This window comes from Acidovorax sp. 106, assembly GCF_003663825.1.
Classification (GTDB): domain Bacteria; phylum Pseudomonadota; class Gammaproteobacteria; order Burkholderiales; family Burkholderiaceae_C; genus Acidovorax.
Genome location: NZ_RCCC01000001.1, coordinates 1,953,919 through 1,974,906 on the forward strand (window position 1 = coordinate 1,953,919; position 20,988 = coordinate 1,974,906).

Genomic DNA, 20,988 nt, shown 5'->3' on the forward strand with positions numbered 1-20,988 from the left:
TTTCTGCACAGGTGAGCCCTATGTCCGCTATTTCCGTCCCCCCCATGAAACTCTCTGGCCTGGAGCCCGTCTCCATTGGCGAGGGCACGTTGTTCGTCAACGTGGGTGAGCGCACCAACGTCACCGGCTCCAAGGCGTTCGCGCGCATGATCCTGAATGGCCAGTACGAAGAGGCCCTGGCCGTGGCGCGCCAGCAGGTGGAAAACGGCGCCCAGGTCATCGACATCAACATGGACGAGGCCATGCTCGACAGCAAGGCCGCCATGGTGCGCTTTCTGCAGCTCATCGCGTCCGAGCCCGACATCGCGCGCGTGCCCATCATGGTGGACAGCTCCAAGTGGGAGGTGATCGAGGCCGGCCTGCGCTGCGTGCAGGGCAAGGGCATCGTCAACTCCATCTCCATGAAGGAGGGCGTGGACAAGTTCAAGCACGAGGCGCGCTTGGTGCGCCGCTATGGTGCCGCCGCCGTGGTCATGGCGTTTGACGAAGTGGGCCAGGCCGACACCTACGAGCGCAAGATCGAAATCTGCGAGCGCGCCTACCGCATCCTGGTCGATGAAGTCGGCTTCCCGCCCGAAGACATCATCTTCGACCCCAACATCTTTGCCGTAGCCACCGGCATTGAAGAGCACAACAACTACGCCGTCGATTTCATCGAAGCCACGCGCTGGATCAAGCAGAACCTGCCGGGCGCCAAGGTGTCGGGCGGCGTGTCGAACGTGTCGTTCAGCTTCCGCGGCAACGACCCGGTGCGCGAGGCCATCCACACCGTTTTCCTGTACCACGCCATCCAGGCGGGCATGGACATGGGCATCGTCAATGCAGGCATGGTGGGTGTGTACGACGACTTGGAGCCCACGCTGCGCGAGCGCGTGGAAGACGTGGTGCTCAACCGCCGCCCCGACGCGGGTGAGCGCTTGGTCGAGATTGCCGAAACCGCCAAAAGCGGCGCCAAGGACGAAAGCAAAAAGCTCGAATGGCGCGGCACGCCCGAGCAGCCCAAGACCGTGGGCGAGCGCCTGTCGCACGCGCTGGTGCACGGCATCACCGACTTCATCACCGAAGACACGGAAGAGGCCTACCGTGCCATCCTGGCCAAGGGTGGGCGCCCGCTGCACGTGATCGAAGGCCCGCTCATGGACGGTATGAACGTGGTGGGCGACCTGTTTGGCGCGGGCAAGATGTTCTTGCCCCAGGTGGTGAAAAGCGCGCGGGTGATGAAGTCCGCCGTGGCCCACCTGATCCCCTACATCGAAGAAGAAAAGCGCCAGGACGAACTGGCCGGGCGCGATGTGCGCAGCAAGGGCAAGATCATCATCGCCACCGTCAAGGGCGACGTGCACGACATCGGCAAGAACATCGTCACCGTCGTGCTCCAGTGCAACAACTTTGAAGTGGTGAACATGGGCGTGATGGTGCCTTGCCACGAAATTTTGGCGCGCGCCAAGGTCGAGGGGGCAGACATCGTGGGCCTGTCGGGCCTCATCACCCCCAGCCTCGAAGAGATGCAGTACGTGGCTGGTGAAATGCAGAAGGACGACCACTTCCGCATCAAGAAAATCCCGCTGCTCATCGGCGGCGCCACCACCAGCCGCGTGCACACCGCCGTCAAGATCGCGCCGCACTACGAAGGCCCCGTGGTCTATGTGCCCGACGCCTCGCGGAGCGTGAGCGTGGCGCAAAGCCTGCTGGGCGATGGCGTGCAGAACTACGTTCAGGAACTGAACGCCGACTACGAAAAAGTCCGCACCCAGCACGCCAACAAGAAGGCCACGCCCCTGTGGCCCCTGGCCAAGATCCGCGCCAACAAGACGCCGGTGGACTGGTCTGCCTACCAGAGCGCCGTGCCACGCGCGCTGGGCCGCCGCGTGTTCAAGAACTTCGATCTGGCCGAGCTGGCCAAGTACATCGACTGGGGCCCGTTCTTCCAGACTTGGGACTTGGCCGGGCCGTACCCCGCCATCCTCACGGACGAGATCGTGGGCGTGGAAGCCACGCGTGTGTTTGCCGATGGGCAGGCCATGCTCAAGAAGATCATCGAAGGCCGGTGGCTCACGGCCAGCGGCGTGATGGCCTTGCTGCCCGCCAACAGCGTGAACGATGACGACATCGAGTTCTACACCGACGACACCCGCACCGAGGTGGCCATGACTTGGTACGGCCTGCGCCAGCAGGCCGAAAAGCACACCATCGACGGAGTGACGCGCCCCAGCCGCTGCCTGGCCGACTTTGTGGCGCCCAAGGAGAGCGGCATTGCTGACTACGCTGGCATGTTCGCGGTGACGGCAGGCCTAGGGATCGAGAAGAAGGAAAAGGCCTTCATCGACCAGCTGGACGACTACTCCGCCATCATGTTCAAGAGCCTGGCCGATCGCTTGGCAGAGGCGTTCGCCGAAGCCCTGCACCACCGCGTGCGCACCGACCTGTGGGGCTACGCAGCGGGCGAGCAGCTGAGCAACGACGACATGATTGCCGAGAAGTACCACGGCATCCGCCCCGCGCCCGGCTACCCCGCCTGTCCTGACCACAGCGCCAAGACCGACCTGTTCCGCGTGCTGCAGGCTGGCGAGATCGGCATGTCGCTCACCGAAAGCCTGGCCATGATGCCCGCCGCCAGCGTGAGCGGCTTCTACATCGGCCACCCCGATGCGGTGTACTTCAACGTCGGCAAGATCGGCGAAGACCAGCTGCACGACATGGCGCAGCGCCGGGGCATGGACGAGAAGGTGCTGGAGCGGTTGTTGGCCCCGAACATGTGATGCTATGAAATAAATAGCTATCAGCGCTTATTGGGTAAACGCTAGACGTTGTTATGACCTTAAAAGGCTCCTGCGCAGGAGCCTTTTTTCTGCCGTGTGGGATCACTCCATCCGGCGTTCAGGCTTGCGGCAGCTTGGCAATCACCTTGATCTCGAACTGAAACCCATACAGCCACGTCACCCCGATGCCGGTGAGCGTGGGGTAGGGCGCCTCGCCCCAGAACTCGGGCACGATGCTCCAGACGGTGTCGAAGTTCGCCTCGGGGTTCACCACGAACATCGTCACGTCGACCACGTCGTCAAACGTGCAGCCTGCCGCCTGCAGCACGGCGTTGAGGTTGCTGAACGCCAGGCGCACCTGGGCGGCCACATCGGGCTCGGGCGAGCCGTCTCCGCGGCTGCCCACCTGGCCAGAGACAAACAGAAAGCCATTGGCACGCACGGCGGGCGAATAGCGGTTGCGCTCGTACAGCGCCTGGCGGCCTGCGGGAAACACGACATCACGGGTGGGCATGGAGAGTCCTTTCATTCATGCGGGGATGGGTGGTGATGCAGGCACTGTAGAAGCGAGCGCTGTTCTGATAAACAGGCTAATCTGCGCAGCACTGTTCTTCATTTCCAAACAATCAACAATGGGCGGCGCCGTGTGCGTCTTGCCCCCGCCGCCATGGACCGTTTTGACGCCCTGCAGGCCTTTGCCCGCGTTGTGGAATCGGGCAGCTTCACCAAAGCCGCCCACACCTTGGGCATGGGCCGCACCACCGTGACCCAGCTGGTGCAGCAACTCGAAGCCCGCCTGCGCGTGAAGCTGCTGCACCGCACCACGCGCAGCGTGCAGCTCACCGCCGATGGCGCCGCTTACTACCAGCGGGTGGTGCGCCTGCTGGCCGACCTGGAGGAGGCGGACGCCAGCCTCTCCAGCGCCGTGGCCGCACCCCGGGGGCGGCTGCGGGTGGATGTGCCCAGCCCGCTGGCCAGCCTCGTTCTCATCCCCGCACTGCCCGCCTTCCATGCCCAATACCCTGATATCCAGCTGGACCTGGGCGTCAGCGACCGTGTGGTGGATCTGGTGAGTGACAAGGTCGATTGCGTGGTGCGTGGCGGCACCATCACCAACCCCTCGCTCATCGCGCGCCATGTGGGCGATCTGGTCTTGAGCGTCTATGCCGCCCCCAGCTACCTGCAGCGCTGCGGTGCGCCACAGCACCCTTCCGAGCTGCAGGGGCCGCACCACCTCACGGTGGGCTTTGTGTGGGCCCGCACCGGCAAGCCCCTGCCGTTTGCCATGCGCCGAGGTCAGGAACAAGTGCAGGCCCAGGGGCGCTATGTGTGTGCGGTGGATGACGGCAATGCCTACCTGGCTGCAGGCCTGGCGGGCCTGGGGGTGCTGTGGCTGCCCGACTACATGGCACGGGCGCATGCGGAGACTGGCGCCTTGAAGCCTTTGTTTACCGATTGGCAAATGGAGGCGATGCCGATGTCCGTGGCCTATCCGCCGCACCGCCATGTCAGCGCCAAGCTGCGCGTCTTCATTGACTGGATCGTTGGGCTGATGGCGCAGCATGCGCCGATGCAGCGGGCGGTGGATGCGGCACCGGCCATTTACAAACCCAAACAACCGTAACCGTTAGAACCCCGATTCCATCGGTCCTCCGTGGTCCACTACGCGCGGCCCCGAACCGGCGATTGCAGGAAAGTCGCCGTGTAGGCACGTCAGATGCGGAAGTGGGCCATCAATCTACGGAGGGAACTATTGTGTTCAAGCGATATGCCAGGCCACTGGCTGGAACGGCTGCGGCGGCAGTGGCGGTAACGCTGCTGGCAGGTTGTGCCACGGGTTATCAGGGTTCGTCCAATGCGTTGATTGGAACGGGCACCTTTGGCTACCGGGAGGTCAAAGGGCCGGGAGAGCTCATCAAGGTCAGTTTTCATGGCAATTTATTGACCGAGAACGAGGCTGTGGGCCGTTACCTCGTGTACCGGTGCGCCGAAATCGCCCAGCGCGAAAACAAGGCCTATTTCGCCCTGTACCCCACGCTGCTGGCGGCAGCGTTGGACAAGCGCACCAGTAGCAACCTGCCGGTTACGTTCACTTCGCCCGCCCGCGCCTATGCGTACATCTTGTTCTTTAACGCGCCCGCGCAAGGCCTGATAAACACCAAAGAGGTGCTGGCCCGACTGGGGCCTGAAGTGAAGAAAGGGGTGACCCCATGAGGCGCAGTTGTCATGTGGCGATGGTGTTGGCAGCGGTGTGGCTGGCGGGCTGTGCCTCGCTGCCCGAGTACCGGCCCGCACCCGGCGCGCCCGCTGCCCGCCTGAACATGCAGGGCGTTGGCGACAAGCTTTTGTGCGTGGATGGTGCGCTGTACAAGCCCGCGAACGATGGTGATGGATATGCCCCCATCCCTGCGGGGCGCCGGGTGAAAATCAGTGTGTATTACAACGAGCAGCGCAACAACGTCGTGTTCCGTTGCGACGCACGCGTCAGCATTGTGCCGGCGGCGGGCCAGAAGTACCTGGTGGACTTTGAACCCCACACCGAGCGTTGCTACCTCATGATCTTCAAGGAAGATGCGTCCAAGCGCACCGGGCTGGCGATGGAGCCCACGTTGGCCGGGGCCTCTGCCTGCAAAGCGCCCTGAGTCCTTGGCGCGTTGTGTGATGTGGGTGTAATTGCTATGAAAATAAGAGCTGTCAGCGCTTATTAAATATGCGCTAGAGGCCAATTTAATTGAAGATCACGCAGGCGCAATGCGTGCACGGCGTCAAGCCGCCACCCACACCTTGCGCACCGTCTCCAGCGTGCGCCAGGTGCCCAGGTAGCCGGGCTTCATGATGAAGCAGTCGCCCGCGCGGTAGGTGATGGGGGCGTGGCCGTCTTCGGTGATCTCGGCCACGCCGCTGAGGATGTAGCAAAACTCCCAGGTCTCCCCTTTGATGGAGCGGTTGGTGCCGGGCGTGGATTCAAAAACACCCGCGCGCACCTTGCCGTCCTTGGCGCTGTCGATGTCCCAGTTGCGGCAGACGATGTCGCCCTCAATGACGCGATCGGCAGGCGGGCTGGATTCGCGGGGCTCGCCCAGTTGGTCGAAGTGGAAGGTGACGAGTTTGCGGGTCATGGCAGGCCTTGCAGGGTGTGCAGTGTGGTGTGGGTTGACACCCCTGCCCCCCGGGCCTGCGTGTGGCAACCCCCTGGGTGCGCAGGGGCACCGGATGGTATGAATGCTAGGCCAGACCGCCCTGGGGCGGGTGCCAAAGTGGTGGCCCGCCGTGGTGGCAAATGTGCGATGCAGGGGCCCTGGCAGCGCAAAGTGCTGCGGGGGTTGGCCGTGCCTTGCGGGCTACAGCGCGGCGTACACCAGCGTGGGGAACAACTCGCACAGGTACTGCAGTTGCCCCGGTGCCTGCGTGAGCAGGATGGCGAACAGGTCCTCGGCCGGGTCCACAAAGAAGAAAGTGCCGCCCATGCCGCTCCAGCTGTAGTGCCCGGCGCTGCCGGGGCGGGTGGCGTTGCCGGTGGCGGTGCGCACCGCCACGCCCAGGCCAAAGCCGTAGCCCTCGGGCAGGATGCCGCCTGCGCGGGGCAGGGCGCCGATGTGGTCGGCGGTCATGAAGTCCACCGTGGCGCGGCTGGTCAGGCGCACGGGGCCTGCGCTGGTGTGCTGCGTGCCCCGGCCCAGCATCAACTGCAAGAAGCGGGCGTAGTCGCCAGCGGTGGAGACCAGGCCGCCCCCGGCCGATTCAAAGCGGGGTGGTGTGTCCACATCGATCAGGGTGACGCCTGCACCGGTCTGCGGGTCGTGGGCAAAGGGCTCGGCCAGGCGATGGCGGCTTGCGGCGGGTACCGAAAATCCGGTGTCGTGCATGCCCAGGGGCTCCAGAATGCGCCGCATCAGCACCTGGCCCAGCGGGGCGCTTTCGATCTGCTCGATCACCGCGCCCAGCACATCGGTGGCGCGGCTGTATTCCCAGCAACTGCCCGGTGGGTGCAGCAGCGGCAGCGGGCCGAGGGCCGCTGCCAGCTCTTGGTTGCTGTGCCTGCGCGAGCCCACGCGGGCATTGCGGTACTGCTCTGCAATCGGCCCCGTATCCCACGCATAGCCCAGGCCTGCGGTGTGGCGCAGCAGGTCGTGCACCGTGGCCTCGCGCGTGGCCGGGGCCATGGCGCCGGTCGCGGGCTGGTACACCTGCTGCCCCTTGAACGCGGGCAGGTAGTGCGATACCGGGTGCGCCAGCAGCAAGCGGCCTTCCTCCATCAGCATCAGCGCCGCCAGCGAGGCGATGGGTTTGGTCATGGAATAAATGCGGAACACGGTGTCCAGCGCCATGGCGGGGCTGTCGGCGCCAGGGCGCTGCCGCCCCACGGCTTCGTGCAGCACCGTGTGGCCCCGGTGCTGCACCAGCGCCACCGCACCGGGCAGCAGGCCTTGGGCGACATCGCGTTCCAGAACGGTGCGCAGGCGCGCCAGTGCGGTGGGGTTCATGGGGCTCCCTGGGGTGGTGTGTGGGGTGGGCCTTGATTCTGCACGGGACTGCATCCAGTTGCAGCCGGTCGCCTGACCCAGGGACTGCCCGCAAGCGTTCTACGGCGCGCAATCATCACGAGTTGCAACAAAGGAAACGGGCCGTGCTTGTGGCAGCTTTTCATCGCGGCGGTCGATACGATGCACCCCAATCTGCGCACCGGTGCTGGCGTGTATTCACGCAATGGCCCCGCTCACCATTCGGTCGATTCGCTTGTCTTCAATCTGCTCCGCCCATGAAAGTCCTCCAGCACCTGTGCATCGCTGCCGCGATGGTGTTGACCTCCATGTCCCCTGCCAACGCTTGGATGAGTGCTGATGGGGCGATGAATTTGTCCATCGGTGCGGGTCACTACTTGCTCAACGAGGAAGTGCAGCGCGCCGCACGGGCAGGCCGTGGTGGTATAGGCACCGAGGTGTCCAAGCCTGCGCAAGCGAATGCCCGTTTCACACGCTCTACCAGCGTAGCGGGGCTGGACATGCTGGTGGGCTATTTCCCGCCCGGGCAGCGTGCGCAGATGCGACAGGGTTTCCTGGCGCTGCACAACAGTTACCCCCAGGTGGCGCGGCAGTTGGGCGTACCCACCAACGATGTGGCCTCAGGGATGGCATCGTTTCTGGCGGGTGCCTACATGGCCTACAACAACCAAACTCTGAGCAACGGTTATGTGAAGCCACTGGCCCACCAGTTCAGGAACGGGCTGGCGAGCCAGCGCGACTTCGCCAGGGTGAGCAATGCCGACAAACAACGCATGTACGACGTGATGGTGATGTTGGGCATGCTGATGGCTACCACCCAGGTGCAGTTGCAAAAGCAGCCTGATCCGGCCCTGGAGGCCCAGATGCGCCAGTTGGGCAAGCAGATGATTGAGGGGTTTTTGAAGGTGGATGCGAGCCGCCTGCGCATCACGTCTTCGGGGATGCGGATTGTTTAAGGCGTCCGGTCCCTACGAGGGCAATGCCATGGCAGGGCTTGAAAAGCCATTGCGCAGCGTTTGCGTGCTGTTCGCCTCGGTGCTGTCCGCCTTACCCGCCTGCTGGGCCCAGGCCCCGGTGCCCGCTCCGGCCGCCAGCGCGGCCTTACCAGCCAGCCGGCTGGCGGCACAGTGGGATGGCCCGGCCCTGGTGGGGCAACTGCGGTTGCGGCTCATTGTGTTGGATGCGGAGCGCGGCACCGTGGCTGCTGCGCTCACGGTGGGCTCACCGCAGTGCAGCGGGGGCCTGGACAGTCTGGGGCAGTGGCAGCAAGGCACCTTGGTGCTCAAGCCCTACCGGCCTGAACCCGACGCTGCCGCCTGCGAGGTGCGTGTGCGCGTGGATGCCAATGGGCGACAGGCTTGGGTGTCAGAGACGGGTTGTGGCGCCTACCGGGGCGCGGCCTGTGTGTTTGAGGGGCAGTTGCAAGCGCGGTAGGGGCAGGCCATTTGCCGCGAATATTTCATAAGAAAATAGCTGCTAGCGCTTACCAATAAAGCGCTGGCAGCTATTGTTTTTGTAGTAACCGATTCAGGTCCCGTCTGCGTGCGGCATGCCCGGCAGGGTTGGGGCATCTGGCGTGCCATGCGGCACTTGTGGCTCCTGGGCCCCTTGGGCCATCTCCAGCTGCATCATGATCATGTTGACCAGGGTGTGCACGGTGGGTCGGCCAGTCTCGATGACATAGGTGGCGGTGTCGCGGTACAGGGTGTCGCGCTGGGCGTACAGCTCGCGCAGGCGGTGCAGGGGGTTGCCCACCTGCAGCAGGGGGCGGGTGCGGTCGTGCTTGACGCGTTTGAAGATTTCTTCTGGGGAGGCGCGCAGGTACAGCACGTTGCCAAACTGGCGCAGCACCTCGCGGTTCTCGGGGCGCAGGACGGCGCCGCCGCCGGTAGACAGCACCATGCCGCCGGGCTGGGCGGTGGTGTCGGCCAGCACCTGGGCCTCCAGGTCCCGAAAGCGGTCCTCCCCCTCGGTCTCAAAAAAATTGCGGATGCTGGTTTTCAGCACCAATTCGAGTTGGTGGTCCAGGTCAATGAAGGGAACACCGAGCCGCTGGGCGAGCTGCTTGCCTACGGTGGATTTGCCCGAGCCGGGCATGCCGACCAGTGCACAGCGAACTTGCATAAATCTCCTGTCTTCCCCCAACTGAACTGGGGGGTGAGTTTACGGCCCCGGCAAGGGCGGGGGGCGACGCTGCGACGCGACGTGCTTGTCAGCTTTGGCTGACGCGTGGCCTCGCGTTGTGCTGATAGCTGCGCTGAGTGCGCTGGCATACCCTTGCCCGATGACTCCTCATGAGCCCGGTCAGGGCAGCCTCCACACCGCCGGGGCAATGTCTTCCACGCATGTCCGCTCTTGGCTGGGTTGGGCGCGCAGGGTGGTGGGATTGTGGTCGGGGGCCGACGGCGCACGCATGAGTGCGGCAATGTCGTTCTACGGCGTGCTGAGCTTGGCCCCTTTGCTGGTGTTTTTGGTAGCGCTGCTGGGCTGGTGGTTAGACCGTGACCAGCTGGAGCACAGCTTGGTCGCGCAAATCGGCACAGTGCTGGGTGCGCAGGGCGCGGCCGTGGTGCAGCAGGCGCTGGCCAGCGCGCAGCAACCTGCGCAGGGTGTGATGGCGTCGGCGCTGGCCCTGGGGGTGCTGTTGTTTGGCGCCACCGGGGTGTTTGGCGAGCTGCAGGCGGCGCTGCACCGGCTGTGGGCTTTGGAGCGGCCGGGGTCGGGCGCTGAGGCGCCCTGGTGGCAAGGGGTGTCGCTGCGCTTGCGTGGCGTGGCCTATGTGATGGCCTTTGGCTTCTTGCTGCTGGTGTCGCTGGCTGTGTCGGCGCTGCTCAATGTGCTGGCGGCTTGGGCGCAGACGTGGCGCTTGGTGGCGCCTGCCTTGCAGCTGCTCAATGAAACGGCAGGTTTTGCCATTTGCGCGGCCCTGTTTGCCGGGCTGCTGCGCATGAGCACGGGGCCCAAACCCCAGCTGCGTTACCTAGTGCGCGGCGCGCTGTGCGGGGCCGTGCTGTTCACGGTAGGGCGCCACGGGCTGGCGCTGTACCTGTCGCAGGCCGCCGTCGTGTCAGCCTACGGGGCCGCTGGTTCGTTGGTGGTGGTGTTGATGTGGATTTACTTCTCGTCCGCGGTGCTGCTGCTGTCTGCGGCTTGCGCACGGGCCTGGCAGGAGTTGGAAGGCGGCGAGTCGCATCCACTGCTTTGAACAGCTTCTTACAACGCTTACCGGCCAGTGCCTGCATTCAGCGCCCAGGCTGTGTACCTTAGGCACATGCAAGTACGGCAGGGCACATCTGGCCCGGGCCATCAAAAGAAAAGGAAAACGATGCACAAAGCAAACACACTCTCCGTGCAACCCGCTACCCCCATGACTCTGCCCGGTGTGGCAGGTGCCAATAGGGCCCCTGGCGCTCTCAAGTGGATGTGGGTGGCCATTGGCGGCCTGGGCGCTTGCGTAGTGGCGCTGGCAACGGTGCTGGTGGTGCAGCACACCGGCACCCCCGGTGCAGAGGCGGCCGCTTCCAGCGCACAGCCTGCCGCCTTGGCCGCAGCACCTGGGGGGTTGACTGCGCCAGCGCTGGGCTCATCGCTGCAGCCACTGCCCGCTGGGCAGGGCGGGCAGGGCCTTCAGGCGTCCGGGTTTGCCGCTCCCGCCGCTGCTGCACCGATGGGCGGCCAGCCACGCCCGGTGGCGGCGCCACAGGGTGGCGCTTGGCCCGAGCCTTCTGCGAACGTCCCTCAGGGCAATGCGGGCATTCCTGTGGCCCAGCGTTCGGCCAGCATCTGCAAGACATGCGGCCAGGTCGAATCGGTACAGGCCATTGAACAGGCCGCCCCCGCCACGGGCGTGGGTGCGGTGGCTGGAGGCGTTTTGGGCGCAGTGGTAGGCAACCAGATCGGCAAGGGCAACGGCCGTACCGCCGCCACTGTGCTGGGTGCCGTGGGCGGCGGTTACGCCGGGCACCAGATTGAAAAGCGCACCCGCACCCAAACCACCTACCAGGTGCGTGTGCGCATGGAAGACGGCTCCAGCCGCGTTTTCACCCGCGCACAACCCCCTGCGGTGGGCACCCCCGTGGTGCTGCAGGGCAAGGGCTTCCGGGTGGCCGATGAACGCGCCATGCCGCAAGCGCAGCAACCCCAGCCGCAGTACCAGACGGTGTCGCAGCCCGGCTACGTGGCCATGCAGCAGTGAGCGTGTGGCGTCACCCGCGTGGGTTGGCATGAAAAAAGGGAGCCCTCGGGCTCCCTTTGTTTCGGCTGCAGCGCTTGGCTTAGAACCTGTTCAAGGTCTTTTCGGGGATCGCATTGGAGTGCAATCGGGATGAGTGGGTGCCTCGGATGCGCCGCATGGGCTCGTGCCCATGCAAGCAGGCGGGGCATCCAATCGCCCGATTTCACTCCAACCCTTGCGGGCAAGTAGCTTGCCGGGCGGTCTGCGGCGTTGCGGCGCTTGCCAATAGCCGGGCTATTGGCGGCGCACCGCGCCTTGCATCCCATCCCGGCAAGGCGCTTGTGCGACCCCGAGAAGACCTTGAACAGGTTCTTACTTCTCGACGAAGGCCCGTTCCACCACAAAGTCGCCAGGGGTGCTGGTGTTGCCTTCTTCAAAGTCACGCTTTTCCAGCATGGCCTTCAGGTCGTTCAGCATGGCGGGGCTGCCGCACAGCATCACGCGGTCGTTGATCGGGTCCAGCGGCGGCAGGCCGATGTTGGCGGGGAAGGTGCCGTTATCGATCAGGTCCGTGATACGACCCTGGTTGCGGAAGGGCTCGCGCGTCACGGTGGGGTAGTAGATCAGCTTGTCCCGCACGATGTCGCCCAGCAGTTCGTGGTTGGGCAACTCTTTTTCGAACAGGTCTTGGTAGGCCAGCTCGTTCACTTCACGCACGCCGTGCACCACGATCACTTTCTCGAAGCGTTCGTAGGTCTCGGGGTCGCGCACGATGGACAGCCAGGGAGCCAGGCCCGTGCCGGTGCCGATCAGGTACAGGTTCTTGCCGGGCAGCAGGTAGTCGATCAGCAGCGTGCCGGTGGGCTTCTTGCCCACAATGATGGTGTCGCCCACCTGGATGTTTTGCAGCTTGGAGGTCAGCGGGCCGTCTGGCACCTTGATCGATAGAAACTCCAGATGCTCTTCCCAGTTGGGGCTAGCGATAGAGTAGGCGCGCAGCAGGTTTTTACCATCCACCTTCAGGCCAATCATGGTGAAATGGCCGTTAGAGAACCGCAGGGCGGGGTCGCGGGTGGTGGTGAAGCTGAACAGGCGGTCGGTCCAGTGGTGGACCGTCAGAACGCGTTCTTCGAGAAAAGCACTCATGGTTTCTTGCAGAGATGAGAATCAGGGAGCGGCCGCCAGACACCGAGCATTGGCGGAACAACAGAGCTTGGCTGGCGCGTACACAACAAGAACAGGTTCTGAGGGCCGAAGCGCCTTTGGCTAGCAGGCAAACCCGCCTATTGTCAGGCAATTGGGCGCGCGGGTACATTGTCGGCCCTCAAGCCTTTGATTCAAACGAAAGAAAAGTCATGCCCTTATGCACCGCTTTGCTCCGAACCTGGGCACCCCTGGTCGGGTTGGGCCTGTTGGCAGGCTCTGCGCTGGCGCAGGGCCCCATCAAAATCGGCGAAATCAACAGCTACAAGGCCCAACCTGCGTTTCTGGAGCCCTACAAGAAGGGCATGGAGCTGGCCGTGGAAGAGGTCAACGCCGCAGGCGGCATCCAGGGCCGCAAGATCGAGTTGATCGTGCGCGATGACAACGCCAACCCCGGCGACGCAGTGCGCGCTGCCGACGAGCTGCTCACCCGCGAGAAGGTGGACGTGCTCATGGGCAGCTTTCTGTCGCACATCGGCCTGGCGCTGACGGACTTTGCGCGCCAGAAAAAGGTGTTCTTCCTGGCCGCTGAGCCGCTCACCGACAAGATCGTGTGGGAAAACGGCAACCGCTACACCTACCGCCTGCGTGCCTCCACCTACATGCAGGTGGCCATGCTGGTGCCGGAGGCGGCTGCGCTCAAAAAGAAACGCTGGGCCATCGTCTACCCCAACTACGAATACGGCCAGTCTGCGGCTGCCACGTTCAAGCGGCTGCTCAAGCAGGCCCAGCCCGACGTGGAGTTTGTGGCTGAACAGGCCCCGCCGCTGGGCAAGGTGGATGCGGGCAGCGTGGTGCAGGCTCTGGGCGACGCCAAGCCCGACGCCGTGTTCAACGTGCTTTTCGGTGCCGATTTGGCCCGCTTTGTGCGGGAGGGCAACACGCGTGGTCTGTTCCAGGGGCGCGAAGTGGTCAGCCTGCTCACGGGCGAGCCCGAGTACCTGGACCCGCTGAAGAACGAAGCCCCCAACGGCTGGACCGTGACCGGCTACCCCTGGTACGGCATCACCACGCCGGAGCACCAGGCCTTTTTGAAGGCCTACCAGGCCAAGTTCAAAGACCATCCGCGCCTGGGCTCGGTGGTGGGCTATTCGGCCGTGCAGTCGCTGGCCGCTGGCATGCGCAAGGCAGGCGGGGCCGATACCGAAAAGCTCATCGCTGCCTTCAAGGGGTTGGAAGTGACCTCACCCTTTGGCCGCATCCGCTACCGTCCGGAGGACAACCAGTCCACCATGGGCGCCTATGTGGGCAAAACCCGCAACGACGGTGGCAAGGGCGTGATGGTGGACTTTCGCTACGCCGACGGTGCACGCTTTCAGCCCAGCGCCGATGAAGTCAAGAAGCTGCGCCCGGCGGATTGATGCCACTGGACGCTGTCTGAGCGACTTCTCACCGACCTGATCCCTCCCATCGACTCGCCTTGCCACGGACCCTATCTTTGTGAGCTTCTCCGGCCTGGTCGTTCAACTGCTCAACGGGCTGGCCTCAGCCTCGTCGCTGTTTCTGGTGGCGGCGGGGCTGTCGCTCATCTTCGGGGTCATGCGCATCGTCAATTTTGCGCATGGCTCGTTCTTCATGCTCGGCATCTACTTGGCCTACACGCTGGTCGAGAGGCTTGCCCCCACGCTGGGCTTTTGGCCCGCGCTGCTGCTGGCGCCCGTAGCCACCGGCCTGCTGGGGGCGGTGGTCGAGGTGGCGCTGCTGCGGCGCATTTACCGTGCGCCCGAGCTGTTCCAGCTGCTGGCCACGTTTGCGCTGGTGCTGGTCATCAAGGATGCGGTGTTGTGGGCCTGGGGGCCTGAAGAGCTGTTTGGCCCCCGCGCGCCGGGGCTGGAAGGCGCCGTGCCCATCCTGGGTCGCCAGTTCCCGGTGTACGACCTGTTCCTAATGGCCGTTGGCCCTGTGGTGCTGGGCCTGTTGTGGCTGCTGCTGCACCGCACCCGCTGGGGCACGCTGGTGCGCGCCGCCACGCAAGACCGCGAAATGGTCAGCGCCCTGGGCGTCAACCAAGCCTGGCTGTTCACCTCGGTGTTTGCACTGGGGGCACTGCTGGCTGGCTTGGCCGGCGCCCTGCAGTTGCCGCGCGAGCCTGCCCACCTGGAGATGGACCTGCTCACCATTGGCGCGGCGTTTGTCGTGGTGGTGGTGGGCGGCATGGGCTCCATCACCGGTGCGATGGTGGCGGCGGTGGTGATTACCGAACTCAAAGCCCTGTGCATCTGGATCGGGCTGGTCGAGGTGGCGGGCGTGAGCCTGTCGCTGTCCAAGATGACCTTGGTGGTCGAATTTGTGGTGATGGCCGTGGTGCTGGTGTGGCGCCCCTGGGGCCTGCTGGGCCGCCCGCAAGCCACCGTGCGCGCGCTGGCCCATGCCGAGGCCCCTCTGCGCCCGGCCAGCGCGGGCCTGCGCCGCCTGGGCTGGGCCGTGATCGCGCTGCTGGCACTGGTGCCCCTGGCAGCAGGTGTGTGGCCCTACCTGCCCGTGTTGCTGGTCGATGTGCTGGTGGCCGCCCTGTTTGCCAGCAGCCTGCACTTCATCATGGGCCCTGCGGGCCTGCACTCGTTTGGCCATGCGGCCTACTTTGGGCTGGGAGCCTACGCTGCGGCCCTGCTGGTGCGCAGTGCTGGAGTGCCGATGGAGCTGGTGCTGCTGCTGGCCCCGCTGGCCGCAGGCTTGGGTGCGCTGCTGTACGGCTGGCTGTGCGTGCGTCTGTCGGGCGTGTACCTCACCATGCTCACGCTGGCCTTTGCGCAGATCACCTGGGCGCTGTGCTACCAGTGGGACGCCGTCACAGGTGGCAGCAACGGCCTCACGGGCGTGTGGCCCGCTGCGTGGCTGGCGCATCCGCTGGTGTACTACGCCCTCACGCTGGTCGTGGTGACCGCTGCCGTGCTGCTGCTGCGCCGCATGCTGCTGGCCCCGTTTGGCCTGGCGCTGCGCGCCGCGCGCGACTCGGCCCTGCGCGCTGATGCGCTGGGGGTAGACGTGCGCCGCCTGCAGTGGGCGGCGTTTGTGGTGGCCGGGGTGATGGCGGGGCTCGCTGGGGCGCTGTATGTGTTCTCCAAAGGCAGCATCTCGCCCGAAGGGCTGTCGGTGGGCAAATCGGTCGATGGGCTGGTGATGGTGCTGCTGGGCGGTGTGCAAACGCTTTCGGGCCCGCTGGTGGGTGCCGCCGTGTTCACCTGGCTGCACGACACCGTGGCCCGCAACACTGACTACTGGCGCGCCGTGCTGGGCGGCACCATGCTGGCGCTGGTGCTACTGTTCCCGCAGGGCATCGCAGGGTTTGGTCAGCAATTGGCGCAGCGCTGGCAGGCCCGCAATGCAGGTGCCAATGCAGGTGCCAATGCAGGTGCCAATGCAGGTGCCAATGCAGGTGCCAATGCAGGTTCTGGTGGCCAAGGGGGCTCGCGTGGATAAGACAGCGCCGCCCCTGCTCCAGGTCACCGGCCTGTGCCGCGCCTTTGGCGGCGTGCAGGCGGTCGATCAGGTCAGCTTTGACCTGGCTGCGGGCGAAATGCTCGCCCTCATCGGTCCCAATGGCGCGGGTAAGTCCACCACTTTCAACATGGTGGGCGGCCAACTGCGGCCTGATGCGGGGCGGGTGCAACTGGGTGATGCCGACATCACCGGCCTGCCGCCCCGCACCATCTGGCGCAAAGGCGTGGGCCGCACCTTTCAGATTGCCGAGACCTTTGCATCGCTGACCGTGCTGGAGAACGTGCAGATGGCCTTGCTCTCAGCCGACCGCCGCATTTACCGCTTTTGGCGCCCCGCGGGCATGCACCGCCCTGCCGATGCCCTGGCCCTGCTGGCGCAGGTGGGCATGCACGCCCAGGCCGACCGCCCCTGCAGCGCGTTGGCCTATGGTGATGTGAAGCGCGTGGAGCTGGCCATGGCACTGGCCCACAGCCCGCGCCTGCTGTTGATGGACGAGCCCACCGCAGGCATGGCCCCGGCCGAGCGCCAGGCCCTGATGGCCCTGACCCGACAAATCGCCCGCGAGCGCCGCATGGGCGTTCTGTTCACCGAGCACAGTATGGATGTGGTGTTTGGCCAGGCCGACCGCGTGCTGGTGCTGGTGCGGGGCCGCTTGCTGGCCGAGGGCACGCCCGAGCAGATCCAGGCCGATGCGCGCGTGCAGCAGGCCTACCTGGGCGCGGGCTTTGATGTGGGGACGGCCGCATGACAGAAAACGCAATGGCGCCACTGCTGCAGGTGCAAGGCCTCAACGCCTGGTACGGCGCTGCGCAAATCCTGTTTGATGCGTCGCTGCAGGTGGGGCGTGGCGAGGTCGTGGCCCTGATGGGCCGCAACGGCGCGGGCAAGTCCACCACGCTCAAGGCCCTCATGGGCATGGTGGCGCGACGCGGTGGCGTGCAGTTTTTGGGGCAAGACATTGCGCGGCGCGAGCCGCACGACATTGCCCGCCTGGGCCTGGGCTATGTGCCGGAAGAGCGCCGCATCTTCACCGACCTGTCTGTGATGGACAACCTGGAAGTGGGCCGCCAGCGCCCCCGCCGCTGGCCTGATGGCGCACCCGCCCCCGAGTGGACGCCCGAGAAGCTGTTTGCACTCTTCCCCAACCTGGGCGAAATGCCCCAGCGCCCCGGCGGGCGCATGAGCGGGGGCGAGCAGCAAATGCTCACCGTGGCCCGCACGCTCATGGGCCAGCCATTGCTGGTGCTGCTGGACGAGCCCTCCGAGGGGGTCGCCCCCCTCATCGTGCAGCAAATGGCCCGCACCATCCGATCCCTCAAGGCGCAGGGCGTGAGCGTGCTGCTGAGCGAGCAGAACCTGCCTTTTGCTGAGGCCGTTGCCGACCGCGCCTACCTCATCGAGCAAGGCCAGATCGCCCACCAGGGCCGCATGGCCGATGTGGTGGGCAATGCCGAAATCCGAAAAACCACCCTGGGGGTGTGAGCGCGCTTCAGCCGCATTGGTCGCATTGGCCGCATTGGCCGCAGCTTGGGCCAGTCTCTTTTTATCGTTTTAGAAGGTGATTTCCACAGACGGCGCGCTGCGCTTGGCCTCGCCATGGAACACGGCCTCGATGTTGTTGCCGTCCGGGTCCAGCACAAACGCCGCGTAGTAGCCGGGGTGGTACGGCCTCTCCCCCGGTGCCCCGTTGTCCTGCCCGCCGTGGGCCAAGGCGGCCTCGTAAAACGCATGCACCATGTTCCGGTCCTGCGCCTGGAAGGCCAGATGCACTCGGCCCGTGAGGTGGCCCTGCGCAGCCACGCTGTCGGCGGTCGAGACAAACAGCTCGTCTGCCCAGAAATACTCTGCGGTGGCACCGCCCATGGGCACGTTCAGGGCCTTGAAGGCCGCCGCGTAAAAGGCCTGGCTGGCCGCGAGATTGCGCACCACCAGCTGGACGTGATCGATCAGCCGGCCGCGATGCAGTTCCTGGGTTTCCATGGCGTTGTCCTTTCAAAGGTCAGTTTGACGCGTGCAGCCCCACGCGGTTGCCATCCAGGTCATGGATGTGCGCAAAAAAGCCCATGCCCGGGGGTAGCGCCTGGCGCGGCAATGCGATCTTGCCACCCTGCGCAATCACACGCTCCAGTGCAGCGTCCAGCGAGGGTGATGCATCCAGGTACACCACCGTGCCTTGCCCGTTGGGCTGCGCAGCGGCCGTGCCCGTCATCAGCGCGCCGCCTACGCCTGTGGCTTTGTCGTACGCAAACACCGCCAGCTCGCACTGCGGCCCCATCACCTCGCGCCGCATGCTCTGGCCCAGCACGACTTCGTAAAAGGCCTGGGCGCGGTCGATGTGCGGTGTGGGAATTTCAAACCAGGTGATGGCGTTGTTCATGAAAGGCTCCTTGGGAAAAAATTGGAAGTCCGCATGGTGCGCACCTGCTGCTGACAGCGGTATGTCAGCACGCTTTGTGCATGGCAGTGGACCTTCTGCATTGGGACAGCCCAGCAAGCTTGCATGCCGCAGCGGGCTACCCAGCCCGCGCTGATACGGTCTGTTTTGTGCACCACTGCCATGGCCCGACCCAGTGTGTTGGACGCACCATGGATGCATGCCTTCTTGCCCATCCCACTCCCTGCCGCCACCTGTGCGGGGTGCCTCGCTTGCCTCCCATGCTTCCAGTCCCCAGGCGCTGCGTGCGGCCATCCCCGTCGACTACCTGCGCTGCGCCGTTCCCACCCACATGGGCGGCTTGGGGGGTGGGCCTGAAGACCTGGTGCCGCTCATGCGCTCGCTGTGCGCACAGTCGCTTTCGGCTGGGGTGCTGTTTTGGTGCCAGCGCACTGCCATCGAGTTTTTGGTGCAGACGTTCAATGTGGCGCTGTGCGAGCACCTGCTGCCCGACCTGCTGAGCTTTCAGCGCGCCGCCACCGCGCCCCTGTCACTGGACGCCCCCGCGCTCACTGCGCAGGAGGGCGGTCGCGGCCTGCGCCTCAGTGGCTGGGTGCAGTCCGTGGCCAACGCGCAGGCCGACGGTGTCTCGCTCATCGTGCCCGTGCACATGCCCGCATCCACGCCCATACCCACGCCCATACCCACGCCCATACCCACGCCCATACCCACGCCAGGTTTCGCTGGCTGGGCGGTGCTGCAAAGCGAGGAAGACGGCGTGCACCTGGAGCCCGGCACCTTGCTACCCCACCTGCACAACACCTGCCCGGCCCGCGTGCGGGTCGATCAAGCCTTTTTTCGCGCTGATGAATGGCTGGGTGACAGCCCCCTGCTGCAACAGACCGAGCCTGTGCGGCTGGCGCTGGGCGTGCTGTACCAGTCGCTCATTGCCGCGCCTGAAACGCTGCTGTGAGCGTGCGCCGCGCTGGGGCGCGCCGCTGCGCAGTGGGCTCCTAAAATGCCACCAGCAGGCCGCGCCACACCCCGTGGGCGCTGGGCGTACGCTTCTTCCCCATGACGCAATACGAGCAACTCGCTGACGAAATCCACGCCCTGATCCGCTCGGGCTCGCTGCGCGTGGGCGACAAGCTGCCCTCCGTGCGGCTGTGTAGCGAGCGGCGCAAGATCAGCCAGTCCACCGTTTTCCAGGCCTACTACCTGCTCGAATCGCGCGGCGTGATCCAGGCGCGCCCCCGCTCGGGCTACTACGTGCTGCCGCGCCTGCAAGAGCCACTGCAAGGCCCGGGCACCTCGCGCCCCTCGCTCACCTCCCACACCGTGGCCATCAACGACCTGGTGGTGGAGATCCTGAACCTCTCGCGCCGCAAAGACGTGGTGCCGCTGGGCTCGGCCTTCCCCGACCCGGCCCTGTTCCCGCTCGATCGCTTGACCCGCTGCATGGGCACGGCCCTGCGCCGCCTGCCACCGCACAAACTCATCGAAGACCTCACCACTGGCCACCTGCGCCTGCGCCAGCAAATTGCCCAGCGCTACGCGGTAGACGGCGTGCGTGCCGAGGTCGACGAAATCGTCATCACCAACGGCGCCATGGACGCGCTCAACCTCAGCCTGCAGGCTGTCACCTCACCGGGCGACCTCGTGCTGCTGGAGGCCCCCACTTTCTACGCACCGTTGCAGGCCATTGAGCGCTTGAAGCTGCGCGCCCTGCAGCTGCCCACCAGCGCCAGCGAAGGGGTGGACCTGGCCGCGCTCGAATCCGCCCTGGCCAGCGGCGACGCCAAAGCCTGCTGGTTCATGCCCAATTTTCAAAACCCGCTGGGCGCGCTGATGCCCGAAGGCCGCAAGCAAGCCCTGGCTGCCCTGCTGGCGCGCTATCAAGTACCTCTCATCGAAGACGATGTGTACGGCGACCTGTACGCAGGCACCCACAAGCCGCGCCCCATCAAGGCGTTTGACCCTGAAGGCTGGGTCATTCACTGCGCATCGTTTTCCAAAACCTTGGCCCCCGGCTACCGCGTGGGTTGGGTGGCCGCTGGGCGCTGGACGCGCGCCATCGAGCGCCTCAAGGTCATGAGCAGCCTCTCGGCATCCGTGCCGCCGCAGGCCGCGCTGTCCGATTACTTGGCCCAAGGCGGCTACGACCTGCACCTGCGCCGACTGCGCCAAACCCTGGCCCTGCAACGCGACGTGATGATCGACGCCATCGCCGAATCCTTCCCCTTAGGCACCCGCGTCACGCGCCCGCAGGGCGGCTACTTTCTGTGGCTAGAGCTGGCCCCCCACATCGACGCCCTGGCCCTCATGCGCCAGGCGCTGCAAGCGGGCGTGAGCCTCATGCCCGGCCAGCTGTTTTCTGCGGATCAGCGCTTTGCGCATTGCATCCGTCTGAACTTTGCCGCAGCCCCGGCACACGAAATCACGCGGGCCACGCATGTGCTGGGCGGGTTGGTGCGGGGAATGGGGGCTGGGCAGGGGTGATGCGGTAGCACCCAAGCGGCTGATCTCGCTGCTGCT

21 protein-coding genes are annotated in these 20,988 nt (G+C 65.3%); 14 read left to right on the forward strand and 7 right to left on the reverse strand.

The features are described 5' to 3' along the window. Nucleotides 1–44 precede the first annotated feature (44 nt). Complete coding sequence (metH, locus tag C8C98_RS08665) at nucleotides 45–2,759, forward strand: methionine synthase (RefSeq protein ID WP_233574497.1); 2,715 nt, start codon at nucleotides 45–47, stop codon at nucleotides 2,757–2,759. A 118-nt stretch (nucleotides 2,760–2,877) separates the two neighbouring features. On the opposite strand, the gene C8C98_RS08670 is transcribed toward metH, so the two are convergent. Continuing rightward, nucleotides 2,878–3,273 carry a RidA family protein gene (locus C8C98_RS08670; protein ID WP_121453934.1) on the reverse strand — a complete coding sequence of 132 codons (396 nt, stop codon included), beginning with the start codon at nucleotides 3,271–3,273 and terminating at the stop codon, nucleotides 2,878–2,880. Between the two features lie 153 nt (nucleotides 3,274–3,426). Between C8C98_RS08670 and C8C98_RS08675 the strand changes: the two genes are divergently transcribed. The 3 genes from C8C98_RS08675 to C8C98_RS08685 all read left to right on the forward strand — a co-directional run bounded on the left by C8C98_RS08675 (nucleotide 3,427) and on the right by C8C98_RS08685 (nucleotide 5,401). Continuing rightward, on the forward strand, nucleotides 3,427–4,383 hold the full coding sequence (locus C8C98_RS08675) for a LysR family transcriptional regulator (protein ID WP_121453935.1): 957 nt from the start codon (nucleotides 3,427–3,429) through the stop codon (nucleotides 4,381–4,383). Nucleotides 4,384–4,514: 131 nt separating this feature from the next. Next, nucleotides 4,515–4,973, forward strand: a complete 459-nt coding sequence (locus C8C98_RS08680; RefSeq protein WP_147436350.1) for a hypothetical protein — start codon at nucleotides 4,515–4,517, stop codon at nucleotides 4,971–4,973. Then, nucleotides 4,970–5,401: a hypothetical protein gene (locus C8C98_RS08685; RefSeq protein ID WP_147436351.1), complete on the forward strand. Its 432-nt coding sequence runs from the start codon at nucleotides 4,970–4,972 to the stop codon at nucleotides 5,399–5,401. The genes C8C98_RS08680 and C8C98_RS08685 overlap by 4 nt, the downstream gene beginning before the upstream one ends. A 123-nt stretch (nucleotides 5,402–5,524) precedes the next feature. Here C8C98_RS08685 and C8C98_RS08690 read toward each other — a convergent pair whose 3' ends face one another. Together C8C98_RS08690 and C8C98_RS08695 are read right to left on the reverse strand one after the other, a co-directional pair. Beyond that, on the reverse strand, nucleotides 5,525–5,878 hold the full coding sequence (locus C8C98_RS08690; protein ID WP_121453938.1) for a cupin domain-containing protein: 354 nt from the start codon (nucleotides 5,876–5,878) through the stop codon (nucleotides 5,525–5,527). A gap of 222 nt (nucleotides 5,879–6,100) precedes the next feature. After that, nucleotides 6,101–7,243 carry a serine hydrolase gene (locus tag C8C98_RS08695; protein ID WP_121453939.1) on the reverse strand — a complete coding sequence of 381 codons (1,143 nt, stop codon included), beginning with the start codon at nucleotides 7,241–7,243 and terminating at the stop codon, nucleotides 6,101–6,103. 275 nt (nucleotides 7,244–7,518) lie between these two features. Here C8C98_RS08695 and C8C98_RS08700 point away from each other — a divergent pair, with 275 nt between their 5' ends. Both C8C98_RS08700 and C8C98_RS08705 read left to right on the forward strand, forming a co-directional pair. Next, nucleotides 7,519–8,217, forward strand: coding sequence for a DUF6683 family protein (locus C8C98_RS08700; protein ID WP_121453940.1), 699 nt, complete (start codon nucleotides 7,519–7,521; stop codon nucleotides 8,215–8,217). 28 nt (nucleotides 8,218–8,245) lie between these two features. Further along, nucleotides 8,246–8,695, forward strand: a complete 450-nt coding sequence (locus C8C98_RS08705) for a hypothetical protein (RefSeq protein ID WP_121453941.1) — start codon at nucleotides 8,246–8,248, stop codon at nucleotides 8,693–8,695. A 93-nt stretch (nucleotides 8,696–8,788) separates the two neighbouring features. Here the strand turns inward: C8C98_RS08705 and C8C98_RS08710 are convergent, their stop codons facing one another. Beyond that, on the reverse strand, nucleotides 8,789–9,385 hold the full coding sequence (locus C8C98_RS08710; RefSeq protein ID WP_121453942.1) for a shikimate kinase: 597 nt from the start codon (nucleotides 9,383–9,385) through the stop codon (nucleotides 8,789–8,791). A 208-nt stretch (nucleotides 9,386–9,593) separates the two neighbouring features. Between C8C98_RS08710 and C8C98_RS08715 the strand changes: the two genes are divergently transcribed. Further along, the gene (locus C8C98_RS08715) at nucleotides 9,594–10,466 is read left to right on the forward strand and encodes a YihY/virulence factor BrkB family protein (protein ID WP_121453943.1); all 873 of its coding nucleotides are present in this window, start codon (nucleotides 9,594–9,596) and stop codon (nucleotides 10,464–10,466) included. A gap of 144 nt (nucleotides 10,467–10,610) precedes the next feature. Beyond that, on the forward strand, nucleotides 10,611–11,456 hold the full coding sequence (locus tag C8C98_RS08720; RefSeq protein ID WP_233574498.1) for a glycine zipper 2TM domain-containing protein: 846 nt from the start codon (nucleotides 10,611–10,613) through the stop codon (nucleotides 11,454–11,456). A gap of 351 nt (nucleotides 11,457–11,807) precedes the next feature. Here C8C98_RS08720 and C8C98_RS08725 read toward each other — a convergent pair whose 3' ends face one another. Beyond that, nucleotides 11,808–12,581 carry a ferredoxin--NADP reductase gene (locus tag C8C98_RS08725; RefSeq protein WP_121453944.1) on the reverse strand — a complete coding sequence of 258 codons (774 nt, stop codon included), beginning with the start codon at nucleotides 12,579–12,581 and terminating at the stop codon, nucleotides 11,808–11,810. 209 nt (nucleotides 12,582–12,790) lie between these two features. On the opposite strand from C8C98_RS08725, the gene C8C98_RS08730 reads away from it, so the two are divergent. From C8C98_RS08730 to C8C98_RS08745, 4 genes are all read left to right on the forward strand, one after another. Next, the gene (locus C8C98_RS08730; protein WP_121453945.1) at nucleotides 12,791–13,999 is read left to right on the forward strand and encodes an ABC transporter substrate-binding protein; all 1,209 of its coding nucleotides are present in this window, start codon (nucleotides 12,791–12,793) and stop codon (nucleotides 13,997–13,999) included. 79 nt (nucleotides 14,000–14,078) lie between these two features. Further along, on the forward strand, nucleotides 14,079–16,058 hold the full coding sequence (locus tag C8C98_RS08735) for an ABC transporter permease (RefSeq protein WP_121453946.1): 1,980 nt from the start codon (nucleotides 14,079–14,081) through the stop codon (nucleotides 16,056–16,058). Next, nucleotides 16,021–16,827 (forward strand): ABC transporter ATP-binding protein, encoded by an 807-nt coding sequence (locus tag C8C98_RS08740; protein WP_121453947.1) that lies wholly within the window; start codon nucleotides 16,021–16,023, stop codon nucleotides 16,825–16,827. The genes C8C98_RS08735 and C8C98_RS08740 overlap by 38 nt, the downstream gene beginning before the upstream one ends. Next, the gene (locus tag C8C98_RS08745) at nucleotides 16,824–17,561 is read left to right on the forward strand and encodes an ABC transporter ATP-binding protein (RefSeq protein WP_121453948.1); all 738 of its coding nucleotides are present in this window, start codon (nucleotides 16,824–16,826) and stop codon (nucleotides 17,559–17,561) included. The genes C8C98_RS08740 and C8C98_RS08745 overlap by 4 nt, the downstream gene beginning before the upstream one ends. Before the next feature lie 69 nt (nucleotides 17,562–17,630). Here the strand turns inward: C8C98_RS08745 and C8C98_RS08750 are convergent, their stop codons facing one another. After that, a complete protein-coding gene (locus C8C98_RS08750; RefSeq protein ID WP_121453949.1) occupies nucleotides 17,631–18,059 on the reverse strand; it encodes a VOC family protein in 429 nt (142 codons plus the stop codon). A gap of 19 nt (nucleotides 18,060–18,078) precedes the next feature. Next, nucleotides 18,079–18,456: a VOC family protein gene (locus C8C98_RS08755; RefSeq protein WP_121453950.1), complete on the reverse strand. Its 378-nt coding sequence runs from the start codon at nucleotides 18,454–18,456 to the stop codon at nucleotides 18,079–18,081. Nucleotides 18,457–18,673: 217 nt separating this feature from the next. On the opposite strand from C8C98_RS08755, the gene C8C98_RS08760 reads away from it, so the two are divergent. Together C8C98_RS08760 and C8C98_RS08765 are read left to right on the forward strand one after the other, a co-directional pair. Beyond that, complete coding sequence (locus C8C98_RS08760; protein ID WP_147436352.1) at nucleotides 18,674–19,426, forward strand: hypothetical protein; 753 nt, start codon at nucleotides 18,674–18,676, stop codon at nucleotides 19,424–19,426. 101 nt (nucleotides 19,427–19,527) lie between these two features. Then, nucleotides 19,528–20,952 (forward strand): PLP-dependent aminotransferase family protein, encoded by a 1,425-nt coding sequence (locus C8C98_RS08765; protein WP_121453952.1) that lies wholly within the window; start codon nucleotides 19,528–19,530, stop codon nucleotides 20,950–20,952. Nucleotides 20,953–20,988: the final 36 nt, after the last annotated feature.